Annotated in this window: 11 protein-coding genes; 2 read left to right on the top strand and 9 right to left on the bottom strand. The window is 52.8% G+C overall.

Annotated features, from left to right (window positions below):
* Positions 1-82: 82 nt before the first annotated feature.
* The gene (cspD, locus tag SK36_RS06585) at positions 83-307 is read right to left on the bottom strand and encodes a cold shock-like protein CspD (RefSeq protein ID WP_003036813.1); all 225 of its coding nucleotides are present in this window, start codon (positions 305-307) and stop codon (positions 83-85) included.
* A 322-nt stretch (positions 308-629) separates the two neighbouring features.
* Here cspD and clpS point away from each other — a divergent pair, with 322 nt between their 5' ends.
* The gene (clpS, locus tag SK36_RS06590; RefSeq protein ID WP_003036810.1) at positions 630-950 is read left to right on the top strand and encodes an ATP-dependent Clp protease adapter ClpS; all 321 of its coding nucleotides are present in this window, start codon (positions 630-632) and stop codon (positions 948-950) included.
* Between the two features lie 30 nt (positions 951-980).
* Positions 981-3,257 (top strand): ATP-dependent Clp protease ATP-binding subunit ClpA, encoded by a 2,277-nt coding sequence (gene clpA / locus SK36_RS06595; protein WP_045444765.1) that lies wholly within the window; start codon positions 981-983, stop codon positions 3,255-3,257.
* A 249-nt stretch (positions 3,258-3,506) separates the two neighbouring features.
* Here the strand turns inward: clpA and trhP are convergent, their stop codons facing one another.
* The 8 genes from trhP to SK36_RS06635 all read right to left on the bottom strand — a co-directional run bounded on the left by trhP (position 3,507) and on the right by SK36_RS06635 (position 16,480).
* Positions 3,507-4,868 carry a prephenate-dependent tRNA uridine(34) hydroxylase TrhP gene (trhP, locus tag SK36_RS06600; RefSeq protein WP_048221087.1) on the bottom strand — a complete coding sequence of 454 codons (1,362 nt, stop codon included), beginning with the start codon at positions 4,866-4,868 and terminating at the stop codon, positions 3,507-3,509.
* Positions 4,869-5,027: 159 nt separating this feature from the next.
* Positions 5,028-5,360, bottom strand: coding sequence for a YegP family protein (locus SK36_RS06605; protein ID WP_045444759.1), 333 nt, complete (start codon positions 5,358-5,360; stop codon positions 5,028-5,030).
* Between the two features lie 138 nt (positions 5,361-5,498).
* Positions 5,499-6,221, bottom strand: a complete 723-nt coding sequence (baeR, locus tag SK36_RS06610) for an envelope stress response regulator BaeR (protein WP_045444756.1) — start codon at positions 6,219-6,221, stop codon at positions 5,499-5,501.
* The gene (gene baeS, locus SK36_RS06615; protein ID WP_048221088.1) at positions 6,218-7,621 is read right to left on the bottom strand and encodes an envelope stress sensor histidine kinase BaeS; all 1,404 of its coding nucleotides are present in this window, start codon (positions 7,619-7,621) and stop codon (positions 6,218-6,220) included. The genes baeR and baeS overlap by 4 nt, the downstream gene beginning before the upstream one ends.
* Positions 7,621-9,033 (bottom strand): MFS transporter, encoded by a 1,413-nt coding sequence (locus tag SK36_RS06620; protein ID WP_048221089.1) that lies wholly within the window; start codon positions 9,031-9,033, stop codon positions 7,621-7,623. The genes baeS and SK36_RS06620 overlap by 1 nt, the downstream gene beginning before the upstream one ends.
* Complete coding sequence (gene mdtC, locus SK36_RS06625; protein WP_048221090.1) at positions 9,030-12,110, bottom strand: multidrug efflux RND transporter permease subunit MdtC; 3,081 nt, start codon at positions 12,108-12,110, stop codon at positions 9,030-9,032. Before mdtC ends, SK36_RS06620 begins: the two co-directional genes overlap by 4 nt.
* Complete coding sequence (locus SK36_RS06630) at positions 12,111-15,233, bottom strand: MdtB/MuxB family multidrug efflux RND transporter permease subunit (RefSeq protein WP_048221091.1); 3,123 nt, start codon at positions 15,231-15,233, stop codon at positions 12,111-12,113.
* Positions 15,233-16,480: an MdtA/MuxA family multidrug efflux RND transporter periplasmic adaptor subunit gene (locus tag SK36_RS06635; protein ID WP_048221092.1), complete on the bottom strand. Its 1,248-nt coding sequence runs from the start codon at positions 16,478-16,480 to the stop codon at positions 15,233-15,235. The genes SK36_RS06630 and SK36_RS06635 overlap by 1 nt, the downstream gene beginning before the upstream one ends.
* Positions 16,481-16,502 lie beyond the last annotated feature (22 nt).

Here is a 16,502-nt window from a genome sequence, read left to right on the forward strand (position 1 = left end):
TGTTGTATTGCATAGGAAATAAAAATGCCAGCCTCCGGGGCTGGCATTTTGTCTGCGGGATGTACACAATGAGACAGAAGAGCTATGCGACAGCTTCTGCTTCAATGACAGGCACGATGACGCTGGCGTGATTGCCTTTTGGCCCCTGGTGGACATCAAACTGGACAGACTGTCCGGCTTTTAGCGTTCTGTAACCATCCATCTGAATGGTGGAGTAATGGGCGAAGATATCTTCGCCACCGCCTTCAGGGCAGATGAAACCAAACCCTTTGGCATTGTTGAACCACTTAACAGTACCCGTTTCCATGCTTCGACATCCTTCGTAAATCTTATATAAGTAAGATGGAATGAACCGGTGGCGGAGTGGGGGCTGTTCAAAACCTCGCCAACTCTCGAGACTACAATTTAGAGAAATCAGGCGGGGCGTCAAGCGTCAGGCTAGTGGAATAGGGTAAAAATGCATCAAAATTTGAAGCAGTTAACGCTATTGTCGGTTCTGTGACAGATGTCGCGAATGACACTGATAGATGATAATTATCTAATACTTGAGGTAGATTGATTGTGCGCATAGGCTCTTGTCAGCGGCAAGTTATTCTGCCGGTAACCGTAACTGAAGATGACGACTGACAATGGGTAAGACGAACGATTGGTTGGATTTCGACCTGCTGGCGGAAGACAAATTGCGCGACGCGCTAAAACCGCCATCTATGTATAAAGTGATATTAGTCAATGATGATTACACTCCGATGGAGTTTGTTATTGACGTGTTACAAAAATTCTTTTCTTATGATGTAGAACGTGCAACGCAACTGATGCTTGCTGTTCACTATCAAGGTAAAGCTATCTGCGGCGTATTTACCGCGGAAGTGGCTGAGACCAAAGTTGCGATGGTGAACAAATATGCGAGGGAGAACGAGCATCCGTTGCTGTGTACGCTGGAAAAAGCCTGAATGCAGGCATAAATATTGGGGGAGGTGCCTATGCTCAATCAAGAACTGGAACTCAGTTTAAACATGGCTTTCGCCAGAGCGCGCGAGCACCGACATGAGTTTATGACCGTCGAGCACTTGTTACTGGCATTGCTCAGTAACCCATCGGCCCGCGAAGCGCTGGAAGCGTGTTCTGTGGATTTGGTGGCGCTCCGTCAGGAACTCGAAGCCTTCATTGAACAAACCACACCCGTATTGCCTGCCAGCGAAGAAGAGCGCGACACGCAACCGACGCTGAGTTTTCAGCGTGTACTGCAACGTGCTGTCTTTCATGTTCAGTCCTCCGGGCGTAATGAAGTCACTGGCGCAAATGTGCTGGTTGCCATCTTCAGCGAGCAGGAATCTCAGGCGGCGTATCTGCTGCGTAAGCATGAAGTCAGTCGCCTGGACGTGGTGAATTTTATTTCTCATGGCACGCGCAAAGACGAACCGAGTCAGTCTTCTGATTCAGGTAATCAGCCAAATAGCGAAGAACAAGCTGGCGGGGAGGACCGTATGGAGAACTTCACCACTAACCTTAACCAGCTTGCTCGCGTGGGCGGTATTGATCCGCTCATTGGCCGGGAAAAAGAGCTGGAGCGAGCCATTCAGGTACTGTGCCGCCGCCGTAAAAACAACCCGCTGCTGGTGGGTGAGTCTGGCGTCGGGAAAACCGCGATTGCTGAAGGCCTCGCCTGGCGTATTGTCCAGGGTGACGTGCCGGAAGTCATGGCAGACTGCACGCTTTACTCGCTGGATATTGGGTCGCTGCTGGCGGGAACCAAATACCGTGGTGATTTTGAAAAACGGTTTAAAGCTCTGCTGAAACAGCTGGAACAGGATACCAACAGTATTCTGTTTATCGATGAGATCCACACCATTATAGGTGCGGGGGCTGCATCTGGCGGCCAGGTTGATGCCGCAAACCTGATCAAACCGCTGCTGTCCAGCGGGAAGATCCGCGTGATCGGTTCGACCACCTATCAGGAGTTCAGCAATATTTTCGAGAAAGACCGTGCGTTAGCGCGCCGCTTCCAGAAAATCGATATTACTGAACCGTCGGTGGAAGAGACCGTGCAGATTATTAACGGTTTGAAACCCAAATATGAAGCGCACCACGATGTTCGTTATACCGCAAAAGCAGTGCGTGCAGCGGTTGAGCTGGCGGTGAAATATATCAACGATCGTCATCTGCCGGATAAAGCGATTGATGTGATCGATGAAGCTGGCGCCCGTGCGCGACTGATGCCGGTCAGCAAGCGCAAGAAAACCGTCAACGTAGCGGATATTGAGTCCGTTGTGGCTCGCATTGCGCGGATCCCGGAGAAGAGTGTTTCGCAGAGCGATCGAGATACGCTGAAAAATCTGGGCAACCGCCTGAAAATGCTGGTGTTCGGGCAGGATAAAGCTATTGAAGCACTGACTGAAGCGATCAAGATGAGTCGTGCAGGTCTTGGTCACGAGCATAAACCTGTCGGTTCGTTCTTGTTTGCTGGTCCGACTGGCGTCGGTAAAACCGAAGTCACGGTGCAACTGTCCAAAGCGCTGGGTATTGAACTGCTGCGTTTTGATATGTCTGAATATATGGAGCGGCATACCGTCAGCCGCCTGATTGGTGCGCCTCCGGGGTACGTTGGATTTGACCAGGGCGGTTTGTTAACGGATGCGGTGATTAAACATCCACATGCGGTACTGCTGCTGGATGAAATCGAAAAAGCGCACCCGGATGTCTTTAACCTGCTGCTGCAGGTGATGGATAACGGTACGCTGACTGACAACAACGGGCGCAAAGCGGATTTCCGCAACGTGGTGCTGGTAATGACCACGAACGCCGGGGTGCGTGAAACTGAACGTAAATCGATTGGGCTTATTCATCAGGACAACAGTACTGATGCGATGGGCGAGATCAAAAAAGTATTTACGCCGGAGTTCCGTAACCGTCTCGACAATATTATCTGGTTTGATCATCTCTCTACTGAGGTCATTCACCAGGTTGTGGATAAATTTATTGTCGAACTTCAGGTTCAGCTGGATCAGAAAGGTGTATCTCTGGAAGTGAGTCAGGAAGCACGTGACTGGCTGGCAGAGAAAGGCTATGACCGCGCCATGGGCGCACGCCCGATGACGCGTGTAGTCCAGGACAACCTGAAAAAACCATTGGCAAACGAACTGCTGTTCGGTTCGCTTGTGGATGGTGGGCAGGTGACAGTCGCGCTGGATAAAGAGAAAAATGAGCTGACGTATGGCTTCCAGAGTGCGCAAAAGCATAAACCGGAAGCAGCACATTAAATTCTTATCTCATAACAGACCGGGCGTAAATGCCCGGTTTTTTTTCGCCTGAAATTGGGTAATGGATGGGTCAGAGGCAAAAAATAAGCCTGCGTAAGGGAGATTACGCAGGCTAAGGAGGTGGTTCCTGGTACAGCTAGCATTTATGGGTTATGTTTTTCAGCGAAACAGATAATACCCTTAATGAACGAAACGGTATGTGATCGGTTTCTAAGAATCTTCCGAACGCCGAAAAATATCCATAATTAACTACTTAGCATGCGGATTTCGCGTGGATTCCCCGGCAAAATTACGCATTAACAAGGCATAGTTCAGATCAATATCTTGCGGTACCGGCATCCACACAGTGTAGCCATCCCCTGGAGCGACCGGCATTGCCTCGCCTTTGGCGTTTTCCATCTGCTCGAGGGTGAAATTGATATTACCCTGCGGGGTCATCAGTTCCAGGCTATCACCAACGGTGAATTTGTTTTTCACCAGTACTGCCGCCAACTCACCTTTGCGCTCGCCAGTGAATTCACCGACAAATTGCTGGCGCTCGGAAACAGAAAAACCATATTCGTAATTCTGATAGTCGTCATGTGTGTGGCGACGCAGGAAGCCTTCGGTATATCCACGGTGCGCCAGACCTTCCAGCGTCTCTAACAGACTGGTGTCGAAAGGTTTACCGGCAGCGGCGTCATCAATCGCTTTACGGTACACCTGCGCGGTACGAGCACAGTAGTAGTAGGATTTGGTACGGCCTTCGATTTTCAGTGAATGCACACCCATTTGGGTCAGACGCTCGACATGGGCAATGGCGCGTAAATCTTTTGAATTCATGATGTAAGTACCGTGTTCGTCTTCGAATGCGGTCATATATTCGCCCGGGCGCTGAGCTTCTTCGATCATAAACACTTTGTCAGTCGGCGCACCAATACCCAACGTAGGTTCGACGTTTTGTACTGGAATAGGCTCATACTTGTGTACGATGTTGCCTACCACGTCTTCTTTACCTTCCTGCACGTTATATTCCCAGCGGCAGGCATTGGTACAGGTGCCCTGATTCGGATCGCGCTTGTTGATGTAGCCGGAGAGCAGGCAGCGGCCGGAGTAAGCCATGCACAACGCACCGTGAACGAAGATCTCAATCTCCATATCCGGTACCTGATTACGGATCTCTTCAATTTCTTCCAGCGACAATTCACGGGACAGGATCACGCGGGTCAGTCCCATCTGCTTCCAGAATTTTACCGTTGCCCAGTTTACAGCGTTAGCCTGTACCGACAGGTGAATGTCCATATCCGGGAAGTTTTCGCGTACCAGCATGATAAGACCCGGGTCGGACATGATTAAGGCATCCGGTCCCATTTCCACAACCGGTTTCAGGTCACGAATGAAAGTTTTCAGCTTGGCGTTGTGTGGGGCAATGTTTACCACCACGTAGAATTTTTTACCCAGTTCATGGGCTTCATTAATTCCGAGCTGCAAATTTTCGTGATTGAATTCGTTGTTGCGCACGCGCAGCGAGTAACGCGGCTGGCCCGCATATACTGCATCTGCGCCATAGGCAAAAGCGTAACGCATATTTTTCAGCGTTCCCGCCGGGGAAAGGAGTTCCGGTTTAAACATAATTTTCTCGTTCTGATGACAGGTCAGACTCGCCTCACTCAATGAGGCGGTTAGGGGAGTGCCCCCATATTAAGGGCGGGCATTGTAGCGCTGCGGGGAAGACAGGTAAAGAAAAACGCCGGGCGACAGTTTGGCGTTACCCGGCTGATGAAGTGATAATCAGGTTTTATCTTTCACCGTCTGACTTATGCCATTGGTTTTTACCGACGCAATTCCGGTATCTCGCGACTGCTCGTTTGCATACAGCTGACTGGTACCAATAACCTGATGGTTTGCCGCTTTCAGATTGAAATGCAATTTGCCGTTTGTCGCCGTTTTTTTCTCATAACGTTCGCTCAGTGGGCTGTTTACCTGGACCGAAGCGATCCCCTTTTCCGCAGCACCTTTTGTGGCGTAAAGCTCACTGGTCAGGATAGTTTCTCCATTTCCTGCCTTAAGAACAAATCGGTACTGATTATCACTGCTTTTGCTTAACTCAAACCAACCAGCCATATGAACTCCTTGATTAAAAATTTTATATCAAACAGTTATTAACGACAGTGTATTGCCAGTAAGAGTATGGGTGATATTCACAGAGTTGCTAGTGACGAAGGCTCCGCCAGCTGACAGAGCCATTTTAGAGAGGGATGTTTACGCAATTCTGCACGCATCGGCTTCCCAGCGATATCCCACGCCATAAACGGCGCGGATAAACGACTGCTCCGCGTCCAGCGACTCCAGTTTGCGGCGCAAGTTCTTGATGTGGCTGTCGATGGTGCGGTCAGTGACGACGCGATAGTCGTCATAAAGATGGTTGAGCAACTGCTCGCGCGAGAATACTTTCCCCGGTTCATGCGACAGCGTTTTGAGCAAGCGGAATTCGGCTGGCGTTAAGTCGAGCATTTTTCCACGCCACGAAGCCTGAAAACGACCTTCATCAACGATCAATGGGCTGTCAGCATCCATCTGTTGCAGCTCTCGCTGTGGCTTGCAGCGACGCAAGATCGTTTTCACCCTGGCAACGACTTCTCGCGGGCTGTAGGGCTTACAAATGTAGTCATCTGCGCCGATCTCAAGCCCCAGTAGCCTGTCTATCTCTTCAATTTTGGCGGTAACCATCATGATGGGAACTTCAGAGAAACGACGAATTTCCCGGCACAGGGTCAGACCGTCGGTACCTGGTAGCATCAGATCCAGTAAAATCATATCGGGTGGCGTCTGTCGCACGTAAGGCAGCACCAGATCACCGTGATTGATTAGGGTTGGGGCATAGCTTGCAGCGCGCAGATAGTCGATAAGCAACTGTCCCAGCTTGGGTTCATCTTCCACAATCAGAATACGTGGTGTGTTTTCATCAATGGGTAACTCAGTCATACATCTCTCTGTAAATCGCGTTCCAGCGGTAACACTACTGTAATGCTAACCCCACCAAAAGGCGAATGGGCGGCACGGATATGTCCATTATGCGCCTGGACGATATTGACGCAAATCGCCAGCCCCAGCCCGGAACCCCCGCTGGCGCGGTTACGGGACCCTTCCGTACGATAAAATCGTTCAAACAGTTTCTGCAATTGCTCCTCACTGACCCCTGGCGCTGAATCGGCGAAGGTCAACAGCACCAGCCGGTCACGTTGTTCGGCAGAAATATGCAGCCCACCGCCGCTGTCGGTGTAGCGCAGGCTGTTTTCCAGCAGATTGTTGAATAACTGCATCAGACGATCGCGGTCACCAAATACCGTTACGCTGTCCGGGAGCGAAAGCTGGATCGTTAATCCGCGGCTGGCGAAGCGTTCGCGGAAAGCTCCGCTCGCGACTTCCAGCAACGGTATAAGATCTAACGAGGTTTTTTGGTAGGCCAGAGCCCCTTCATCAGACATCGAGAGCTGATGAAGATCGTCCACCAGTTTGGTGAGCGTACCTACTTCGGCCTGTAGCGAGGCAACTGAGTCAGGAGTGAACTGGCGAACGCCATCCTGAATAGCTTCCAGTTCTCCGCGTAAAACTGCGAGTGGTGTGCGCAGCTCGTGAGAAATATCGGCCATAAAATCACGACGCATCTGCTGGTTCTTTTCCAGCGTACTGGCAAGCTGGTTGAAATCTTGCGCCAGTTTGCCCAGTTCATCCGTGCTGGTGGGCGTAACTCGAGTGGTAAAATCACCTGCCGCCAGTTTGTGCGTGCCGTCTACCAGCCGCTTGACTGGCGCCAGCAGGCTTCGCGCCAGGGTAAATGTTGCCAGTGCCGCCAGCAGGGTAGAGAGCGCGACAATGAGCCAGCTGGTTCGGCGCTGCTGTTTATCAAAATTGATATCCGTATTGCGCGTTAAGCGCTCGACGGGAGAGGCGATGACAGCCCCAACTTCAGCACCGTTAACTTTTATAGGGCGGCGCATACCGTCACGGGGCACCGGGCCGCGCGGACCAACCAATACATGTGCTTTTTGATCGACAACCCAAAATTGTGTGCGCCAGCCGTGTGGGGGCATTCCCGGGCCGGGTTTGTCATCGTCATTTTCGTGTTCAAAAGAGCGCAGGATCTGAAAAACAAAGCGCTCGTTGTTGCGTAAGAAACGCCAGTTGCCGTGCTGTTCATACTGTTCGCCCAATGCGTCGCCCAGCATTTGCAGACGCTGTTCATTACCATGCTTGATGTAGTCAATAAAACCGCGTTCGAAGCTAATGCGTACGGCCCAGTGCATGCTAATCAGCAACACAATGCAGGTGGCGAAAATTGCCAGAAACAGTTTGCCGGTGATACCGGGCCGCCAGAACTTCATCAGGTGCTCCTTTTGCGTCGTGAAATCACCGCGTTGGGTTGCGTGTCGTTCGGCACGCGGGCAAAAATGATGGCTGGCAGCGCAATAATGAGAGCAATGCACAGCCAGGTATACATAAAGACGGTATGCGTGGTGTCGCTGCCGATAGCGATATGCTGTTGACCAAACATACCCAATAGCAGTCCGGCAATGGTAACCCCAATGCTCATTGACAGTTGCATTATCATCGAAAGCAGACTGTTGCCACTGCTGGCGAGATCGTCAGGTAGATCTTTCAACGTCAGGGTGTTCATTGACGAAAAACGGGTTGAATTGACCATTCCTTGTAGGAATAAAACGAAGGGCAGGGCGTAATACCAGCCGAGCAGGGCGGTCGTCATCAGCAGCAGGCTGACCAGTGACAGGCCAAGCGTCGTTGCGACCAGCACCCGACGATAGCCAAATCGATTAACGACCTGAACCACGATGCGTTTCATTCCCATACTGCCCAGTACCATTGGGATCATCATCAGACCGGCGTGAAACGGTGAAAAGCCCAGGCCAATCTGTAAAAATACCGGCGTCATAAATGGCAACATCCCGCTACCAATGCGCCCGGCAAAGCTGCCAAACAGGCCTAACGAGAAGCAAGGTGTGCGGAAAAGCTTCAGGCTAAACAGCGCCCGCGGATTGTGCCGGGCGTGTTTGAGGTATAACAGGACCGCCACTACGCCGCAGATAACGAGCGCAGCCAGAGTAATGTCTGAAATTCCGCTTCCCTTGCTGCCATCCAGAGCGAGCGTCAGCACCGCCATGCCAACTGCCAGCATCATAAAACCCGAAAGATCGAATCGTCGGGTTTGCATGGTGTAGTTGGGCATCAACATCAATGTCGCTATTGCCCCGACAATGCCGACCGGAATGTTAATCAGGAAAATCCAGTGCCAGGAGGCGTATTCAACCAGAATGCCTCCTAACGCCGGTCCCAATAGCGGACCCACCTGACCCGGCAAGGTGACGAATGTCATTGCCGCCATATATTGTTCGCGGGGGACAATTTTCATCACCGTTAACCTGCCGACCGGCACCATCATTGCGCCGCCAACACCTTGTAAAACGCGGGCAATGACCAGCTCATTGAGCGTATTGGACCAGGCACAAAACAGCGATCCGAGCGTAAACAGGATGATGGCGGTGAAGAAAATATTACGCACACCAATCTTATCCGCCAGCCACCCGCTGGCGGGCAGCATTACGGCCACGGTTAATACATAGGACACAATGACCATATGCATATGCAACGGGCTTTCACCAAGGCTTTTTGCCATTGAGGGAAGCGCGGTATTGACGATGGTGGTATCCAGCGACTGCATAAAAAAGCCAAATGCCACAATCCACAGTTGCCAGCGGGTGCTGTCAGGAAGTTCTGTCATAGATCTGCTACCGGTTTGCTGTTTTTACGCGAAAAACGCAGACGCAGACGGTCGAAAAAGAGATATACCACTGGAGTGGTGTACAGCGTCAGAAGCTGACTGACTACCAGGCCGCCGACAATGGTTATCCCGAGAGGTTGGCGCAGTTCCGAGCCGTCGCCTGCGGATAACACCAAAGGTAGTGCGCCAAACAGCGCCGCCAGCGTGGTCATCATTATTGGGCGAAAGCGCAGCAGACATGCCTGGAAAATCGCTTCTTCCGGCGTCAACTTACCGTTTCTCTGCGCTTCCAGCGCAAAATCGACCATCATGATGGCGTTTTTCTTCACAATGCCAATTAATAGCATGATCCCTATTAGCGCGATTAGGCTGAATGGGGCATTGAACAACTCCAGCGCCAGCAATGCACCAACGCCAGCAGAGGGAAGCGTTGAGAGGATCGTCAGCGGATGAACGTAGCTCTCATACAGCATGCCCAGTACGATATAAACCGTCGCTATTGCCGCAATAATCAGGATCACCTGCGAGTTCATCGTGTCCTGAAAAACCTGCGCTGTGCCAGCAAAACTACCGCGCACCGTGGAAGGTACACCAAGCTGCGTCATCGTTCTGTTGATAGCCTCTGTCGCTTCAGAAAGTGAAGCCCCAGTTGGCAGGTTAAAGGAAATTGTTGAGGCAGCAGAGAGTCCCTGATGATTTACGGACAGCGGGGCGTTCGCTGGTTGCCATTTGGCAAAGTACGACAACGGTATAGCCTTCCCGTCGTTATTGATGACGAACATTTTATCCAGCGCACTGATGTCCTGGGTGTAGCGTGGATCGACTTCCATCACCACTTTGTACTGGTTCATCGGTTGATAGATAGTCGATATTTGTCGCTGGCCAAAGGCGTTATTTAGCAGACTATTGGCGGCTTCAACGTCGATCCCCAGACGAGACATGGTGTCACGATCGTAGGTCAGGTTCATCTCCGCGCCGTTGTCCTGCTGATCGGAGTTGACGTCAGCCAACTGGGGCAGGGCAGCTAACGCTTTACGGATTTTGGGCTCCCATTCACGTAGTGCCGCAAGGTCATCGGATAACAACGTGTACTGATAGCTGGCGTTGGCTTGTCTTCCACCGACGCGAATATCCTGCACCGCCATCAGAAACAGGTTCGCACCAGGCTCTTTGGCTAACTTCACACGCAGGCGGTCGATTACCTGCTGAGCGGTTTCATGACGCTCGCCACGAGGCTTCAGCGTAATAAACATCATGCCACTGTTGACACGAGAACCGCCGGTGAAACCGGTCACGTTATCTACCGCCGGGTCGTCGCGGATGATCTTCATAAAATCCTGAAGCTTGCCGCGCATGGCCTGAAACGAAATGCTTTGGTCGGCCTGGATCCCACCCATCAATACGCCAGTATCCTGCTCCGGGAAGAAGGTTTTGGGGATGGAAATATAGAGCCAGACGTTCAGTGCGATCGTGCCGAGTAAAACAACGCCTACCAGCCGCGTGTGGCGTAATACCCATTTCAGTGAAGTGCCATAACTCTGTTGTAAAGCGACCAGCAGACGACCAAAGCCCCGTTTACGGGACTGTTGGCGAGGAGGCGTGGACTTAAGCATCCAGCCGCACATCATAGGTGTGAGCGTCAACGAAACCAGAAGTGAGATACCGATTGCTACCGACAGGGTGACGGCAAATTCACGTAATAATCGTCCCGGCAGCCCTCCCATTAACAGTAACGGCAGGAATACCGCTACCAGCGACAGGCTCATAGACAGTACCGTAAACCCCACTTCGCGGGTGCCCTGTAATGCCGCCTGTAATGGCTTCATCCCCGCTTCCAGGTGACGGGCAATGTTCTCCAGCACGACGATGGCATCGTCGACCACAAAACCTGTGGCGATGGTCAGTGCCATTAACGACAGGTTGTTGAGGCTGAATCCACAAAGATACATGGCGGCAAAGGTGCCAATCAGCGAAACCGGAACCGCAACGGCGGGAATCAGCGTCGCGCGTCCGGAGCGCAGGAAGACAAATACGACCAGGATCACCAGCGCGACTGAGATAATCAGCGTCTGTTCCACTTCCTCCAGCGAAGCGCGAATGGTCGGAGAGCGGTCCTGGGCAATTTGTAGATCGATGGTGGCCGGGATCAGGGTTTGCAACTCCGGCAGTTTGGCCCGGATGCTGTCGACCGTCTGGATGATATTGGCTTCCGGCAGTTTGCGAATGATCAGCAAAATAGCCGGTTTGGCGTTGGTCATACCGGCATTACGAACATCCTGTACCGAGTCACTGACCGACGCAACATCACCCAGCCGCACGGCCGCACCGTTATTGTAGTGGATGATCAGCGGTTGATATTCCGCTGCGGTTTTTAGTTCGTCGTTGGTTTGTACCTGCCAGCGCCGTGTTTCACTCTCTATGGCCCCCTGAGGTTTGCGCACGTTGGCATTACTGATGGCACTGCGCACATCGTCAAGCGAGACCCCCTGGTTAAATAAGGCTTGCGGATTCAGCCCCACGCGCACGGCGGGCAGGGAACTGCCACCGACGTCAACGTCACCGACACCGTCGATTTGCGCAATAGTCTGCGCCAGTTGAGTCGATGCGAAATCATACAACTCACCCTGCGAGTAGGTATCCGAGGTCAGCGTCAGGATCATGACTGGTGCATCGGATGGGTTGGCTTTTCGGTAAGTAGGGCGGTTGGGCATCCCGCTCGGTAACAGGCTCTGCGCAGCGTTAATGGCGGCCTGAACGTCCCGCGCCGCACCGTTAATATCACGGTCGAAATTAAATTCAAGAATAATGCGCGTGCTACCAAGTGAACTGCTTGAGGTCATTTCGTTCACGCCCGCGATGCGCCCCAGTGAGCGCTCCAGCGGCGTTGCTACCGAGGAGGCCATCGTTTCTGGCGACGCGCCGGGCAACGATGCGCTAACCATGATGACCGGAAAATCCACCTGCGGCAGCGGGGCGACCGGTAACAGGCGAAAGCCCAGTATGCCGCACAGGGTAATAGCGACGGAGATGAGAATGGTCGCGACAGGACGATGAATGAAAAGAGCGAAAAATTTCATTTACGCTTCCTCTTCCTGGCGCGGGAAGCGGTTTTTCACATACAGCGACAGACGGTCAAACAGCAGATAAATCACCGGGGTGGTAAACAGCGTTAACACCTGACTGACCAGCAAACCGCCGACCATACCAATACCTAATGGACGGCGCAATTCAGCACCCACGCCAGTACTTAACATGAGTGGTAAAGCTCCCAACAGCGCCGCCAGGGTGGTCATCAGGATCGGCCGAAAACGCAGCAGGCAAGCCTGAAAAATGGCGTCGCGCGGCGCCATTCCCTGTTCGCGTTCGGCGGCGAGGGCAAAGTCGATCATCATGATGGCGTTTTTCTTAACAATACCGATCAGCAAAATGATGCCGATAATCGCGATGACGTCCAGCTCACTACCGGCAATCATTAACGCCAGTAGCGCCCCGACGCCCGCAGTAGGCAGCGTGGAGAGAATGGTAATCGGGTGAATAAAGCTCTCATACAGGATGCCAAGCACGATATACATGGCGACAACTGCCGCCACAATCAGCCAGATGGTATTGCCGAGCGCGGCTTGGAATGCCAGCGTGCTACCCTGGAATTGAGTAGTAATATTCGACGGCAGGTTGAGCGTTTTTTCAGCCTGCAAAATCGCCTGTACCGCATCACCCAGCGACTGATTGTCCGGTACGTTAAACGAGATGGTCGTAACCGGGAACTGATCGAGGTGGTTAATCGACAGTGGGGCAAAACGTTGTTCAACGCTGGCGATCGTGCTCAGAGGCACAATTCCGCCATCGCTGCTGGTCAGGCGAATGGAGTCCAGCGCGGAAAGCCCGGGCGTATTTTCGGTGTCGTGTTCTAACACTACACGATACTGGTTTGCCTGGGTGTAAATAGTCGAAATCAACCGTTGTCCGAAGGCGTTGTACAGAGCGTTATCGACATCCGCCATACTGATGCCTAAACGGCTGGCACTGTCGCGATTGACGTTAACCCATGCTACCAGTCCTTTATCCTGCCAGTCGCTGCTGACATCTGAGAGCTGCGGTAACTGCTGCAGTTTTTCCAACAGCTGTGGTACCCAGGTGCTGAGCGCGTCGAGAGAGGTGGCTTGCAATGTAAACTGGTATTGTGTCCGGCTTACCTGCGTGTCGATGGTCAGATCCTGAGTTGGCTGCAGGTAGAGATCTACGCCAGGAACTTTATCAACGGCATCCTGCAGGCGGGCGATAACCTTCTGTACGCGATCATCTCGATCATCCAGTGGCTTAAGGTTAATTTGCAGGCGCGCGCTGTTGAGTGCCGGATTAGTACCGTCAACACCGACGAACGCGGTCAGGCTTTCAACCGCCGGGTCTTTGAGGATCACGTCAGTCACCAGGCGCTGGCGCTGGGCCATACTGGCAAATGAACTGGACTGTGGAGCCTGCAGCGTGCCCTGAATAATGCCGTTATCCTGCACCGGGAAGAATCCTTTCGGAATAAAGACCCACAGCATGACGCTAAGGACGAGTGTGCCGAGCGCCACGCTGAGTGTCAGCCATGGGTGGTTCAGCACTTTAGCCAGCCAGTGACCGTACCCGGCAATGACCCGATCAAACATTCTTTCAGAAGCGCGAGAGAAGCGGTTTTGTTTGCGCAATGACTCCTGACTGAGCATACGTGCGCACATCATCGGCGTGAGGGTCAGTGACACGACGGCGGAAATCAGAATGGCTACTGCCAGCGTAACGGCAAATTCGCGGAACAAACGCCCGACAATATCTCCCATAAATAACAGCGGGATTAGCACGGCGATCAGTGAGAAGGTCAGAGAGATGATAGTAAAGCCGATTTCGCCTGCCCCTTTCAGGGCCGCACTCAACGGTTTTTCCCCCTTCTCGATATAGCGTGAAATATTCTCGATAACCACAATGGCGTCATCTACCACAAAGCCTGTGGCGATGGTCAGCGCCATTAGTGTCAGGTTATTGATGGAGAAATCGAGAAAGACCATCACCGCGAAGGTGCCAATCAGCGACAGCGGAACGGCGACTGCGGGAATAATGGTGGCGGGGATATTACGCAGGAACAGATAAATAATCATCACCACCAGCGCGATTGCCAGCATCAGTTCAAACTGGGTGTCGGAAACCGACGCGCGAATATTGGTCGTGCGATCCGAGAGCACGGTGACATTGACTGACTTCGGCAGGCTTTCCGTTAACTGTGGAAGCATCTGGCGAATGCTGTCTGCTGTGGAGATAATGTTCGCACCAGGCTGGCGCTGAACATTCATCACAATGGCTTGTTGCTTATTGGCCCAGGCGCCAAGCCAGCTGTTTTCTGCTCCTTGCTCGACGGTGGCGACATCGCCGAGGCGCACTGGTGCGCCATTTTTATATGCAATGATTAACTGACGATATTCATCGGCAGACTGCATCTGGTCGTTGGCAGAAAGAGTAACGGCGCGTGTTGGGCCATCAAGACTCCCTTTTGCTGAATTGACGTTTGCACTGGTGATGGCGGTACGGATGGTTTCGCTGGTCAGCCCGAGAGCGGCAATGGCTTGTGCATTAAGCTTGACGCGTACTGCCGGACGTTGCCCACCTGAAAGTGTCACCAGACCAACACCGGAGACCTGGGAAATTTTCTGCGCCACGCGCGTTTCCACCATATCTTCCACCTGCGTCATTGGCATGGCGGTAGAGGTGACGGCCAGCGTCATGATCGGCGGGTCTGCCGGATTTACTTTGCTGTAGACCGGTGGGTTCGGCAGATCGCCCGGCAATAGATTGGTGGCGGCGTTAATCGCGGCCTGGACCTCCTGTTCGGCTACGTCCAGCGGCAGGGTTAGCTGAAACTGCAATGTGACAACGGATGCGCCGCCGGAACTTTGCGAGGACATTTGTTTCAGGCCGGACATCTGTCCAAACTGGCGCTCCAGCGGGGCGGTGACGGCGGAAGTCATAACATCCGGGCTGGCGCCTGGGTAGAGCGTCACAACCTGAATAGTGGGGTAATCCACTTCAGGCAAAGCAGCAATGGGCAGGAAGCGATAGCCAATAATCCCGGCGAGTAAAATTGCCACCATCAACAGCGTGGTCGCGACGGGACGTAAAATAAACAGGCGCGATGGGCCGCCTGTATTGCCTGGGGGTAACACCTGCATCAGGAGCGTGCTCCTTTTTTGCTGTACCCGCTAGCGGTGGCTTTCTCTTCTGTGGCTGAGGAGGTGTGTGCCTCCACGACTTCGACTTTAGCCCCTTCCGTCAGGCGGTCGATACCATCGGTGACGACGCGATCACCCACTGACAACCCTGCAGTGATCACGACTTTTTGGCTATCCTGAATACCCGGTTTGACAAGATGCTTGCTGACCTTGTTTTCTGTGTTCAGTACCCAGACAAAGTGACCCTCGTTGCCCATCTGTAATGCGGAGGTTGGGATCACGACAGCATTTTGTTCGGTGTCGACCAGCATGCGGGCGTTAACAAACTGATTCGGGAACAGTGCGTCGTCCTGATTATTAAAACGGGCCTTAGCTTTGATGGTACCGGTGGTGACGTCAATCTGATTATCCAGACTCAGCAGTACGCCTTCGCTCAGTTTCTGCGAATTGGTGCGATCCCAGGCCTCGACTTTCAGCAGAGCACCCGTTTTTTGCGCCCGTAACACGGTGGCAATATCGTTTTCAGGCAAGGTGAAGATCAGATCGATCGGATGGGTTTGGGTAATAACGACAATCCCTGTGGTGTCACTGCTGGAAATCTGGTTGCCGACATCGACCTGCTTCAGTCCCACGCGGCCATCCACAGGTGCCGTGACCCGGCTCCAGTCGAGCTGTAATTGTGCGCTGGCGACGCTGGCCTCATCAGCTTTGATCGTCCCCTGAGTTTCATTGACCAGAGCCTGCTGAGCATCCAGCTCCTGTCGGGAAACAAGATTGGTTTTGACCAGTTGCTGATAACGGGCAAGGTCGTGACGGGCATTTGCCAGCGTGGCTTTATCCTTCGCTAACTGTCCCTGCGCCTGAGCTAAAGCAACTTTAAACTGGCTGGGATCGATCTCTGCAAGCAGGTCGCCGGCTTTAACCTGTTGTCCTTCCTGGAAGTGTAGCGCGATGAGTTGACCGTCCACGCGGCTACGTACCGTCGCAGTGTTAGCCGCAGTAATTGTTCCCAACCCTGTCAGATAACGCGGGACGGTTTGTTCGGTGGCGGTTGCTGCCTGAACGGGAGCCAATGAACCGGAACGCATTCCCCGACGACCAGGGCCAGAGGTGTGCTGCGCTTGCCCGGTAGCACCAGGCGCGCTTCCCTGGCGATCGCTATGGTTTTGCCAGAACCAGAATGCGCTGATGGCGGCCACGACGATCACGATTGCTATCACCCAGCGGGTTTTGTTACTGCCTTTCATTGTTATAAGTTTCTCATCCTGA

The organism is Citrobacter sp. MGH106, assembly GCF_001037495.1.
Classification (GTDB): Bacteria; Pseudomonadota; Gammaproteobacteria; order Enterobacterales; family Enterobacteriaceae; genus Citrobacter; species Citrobacter murliniae.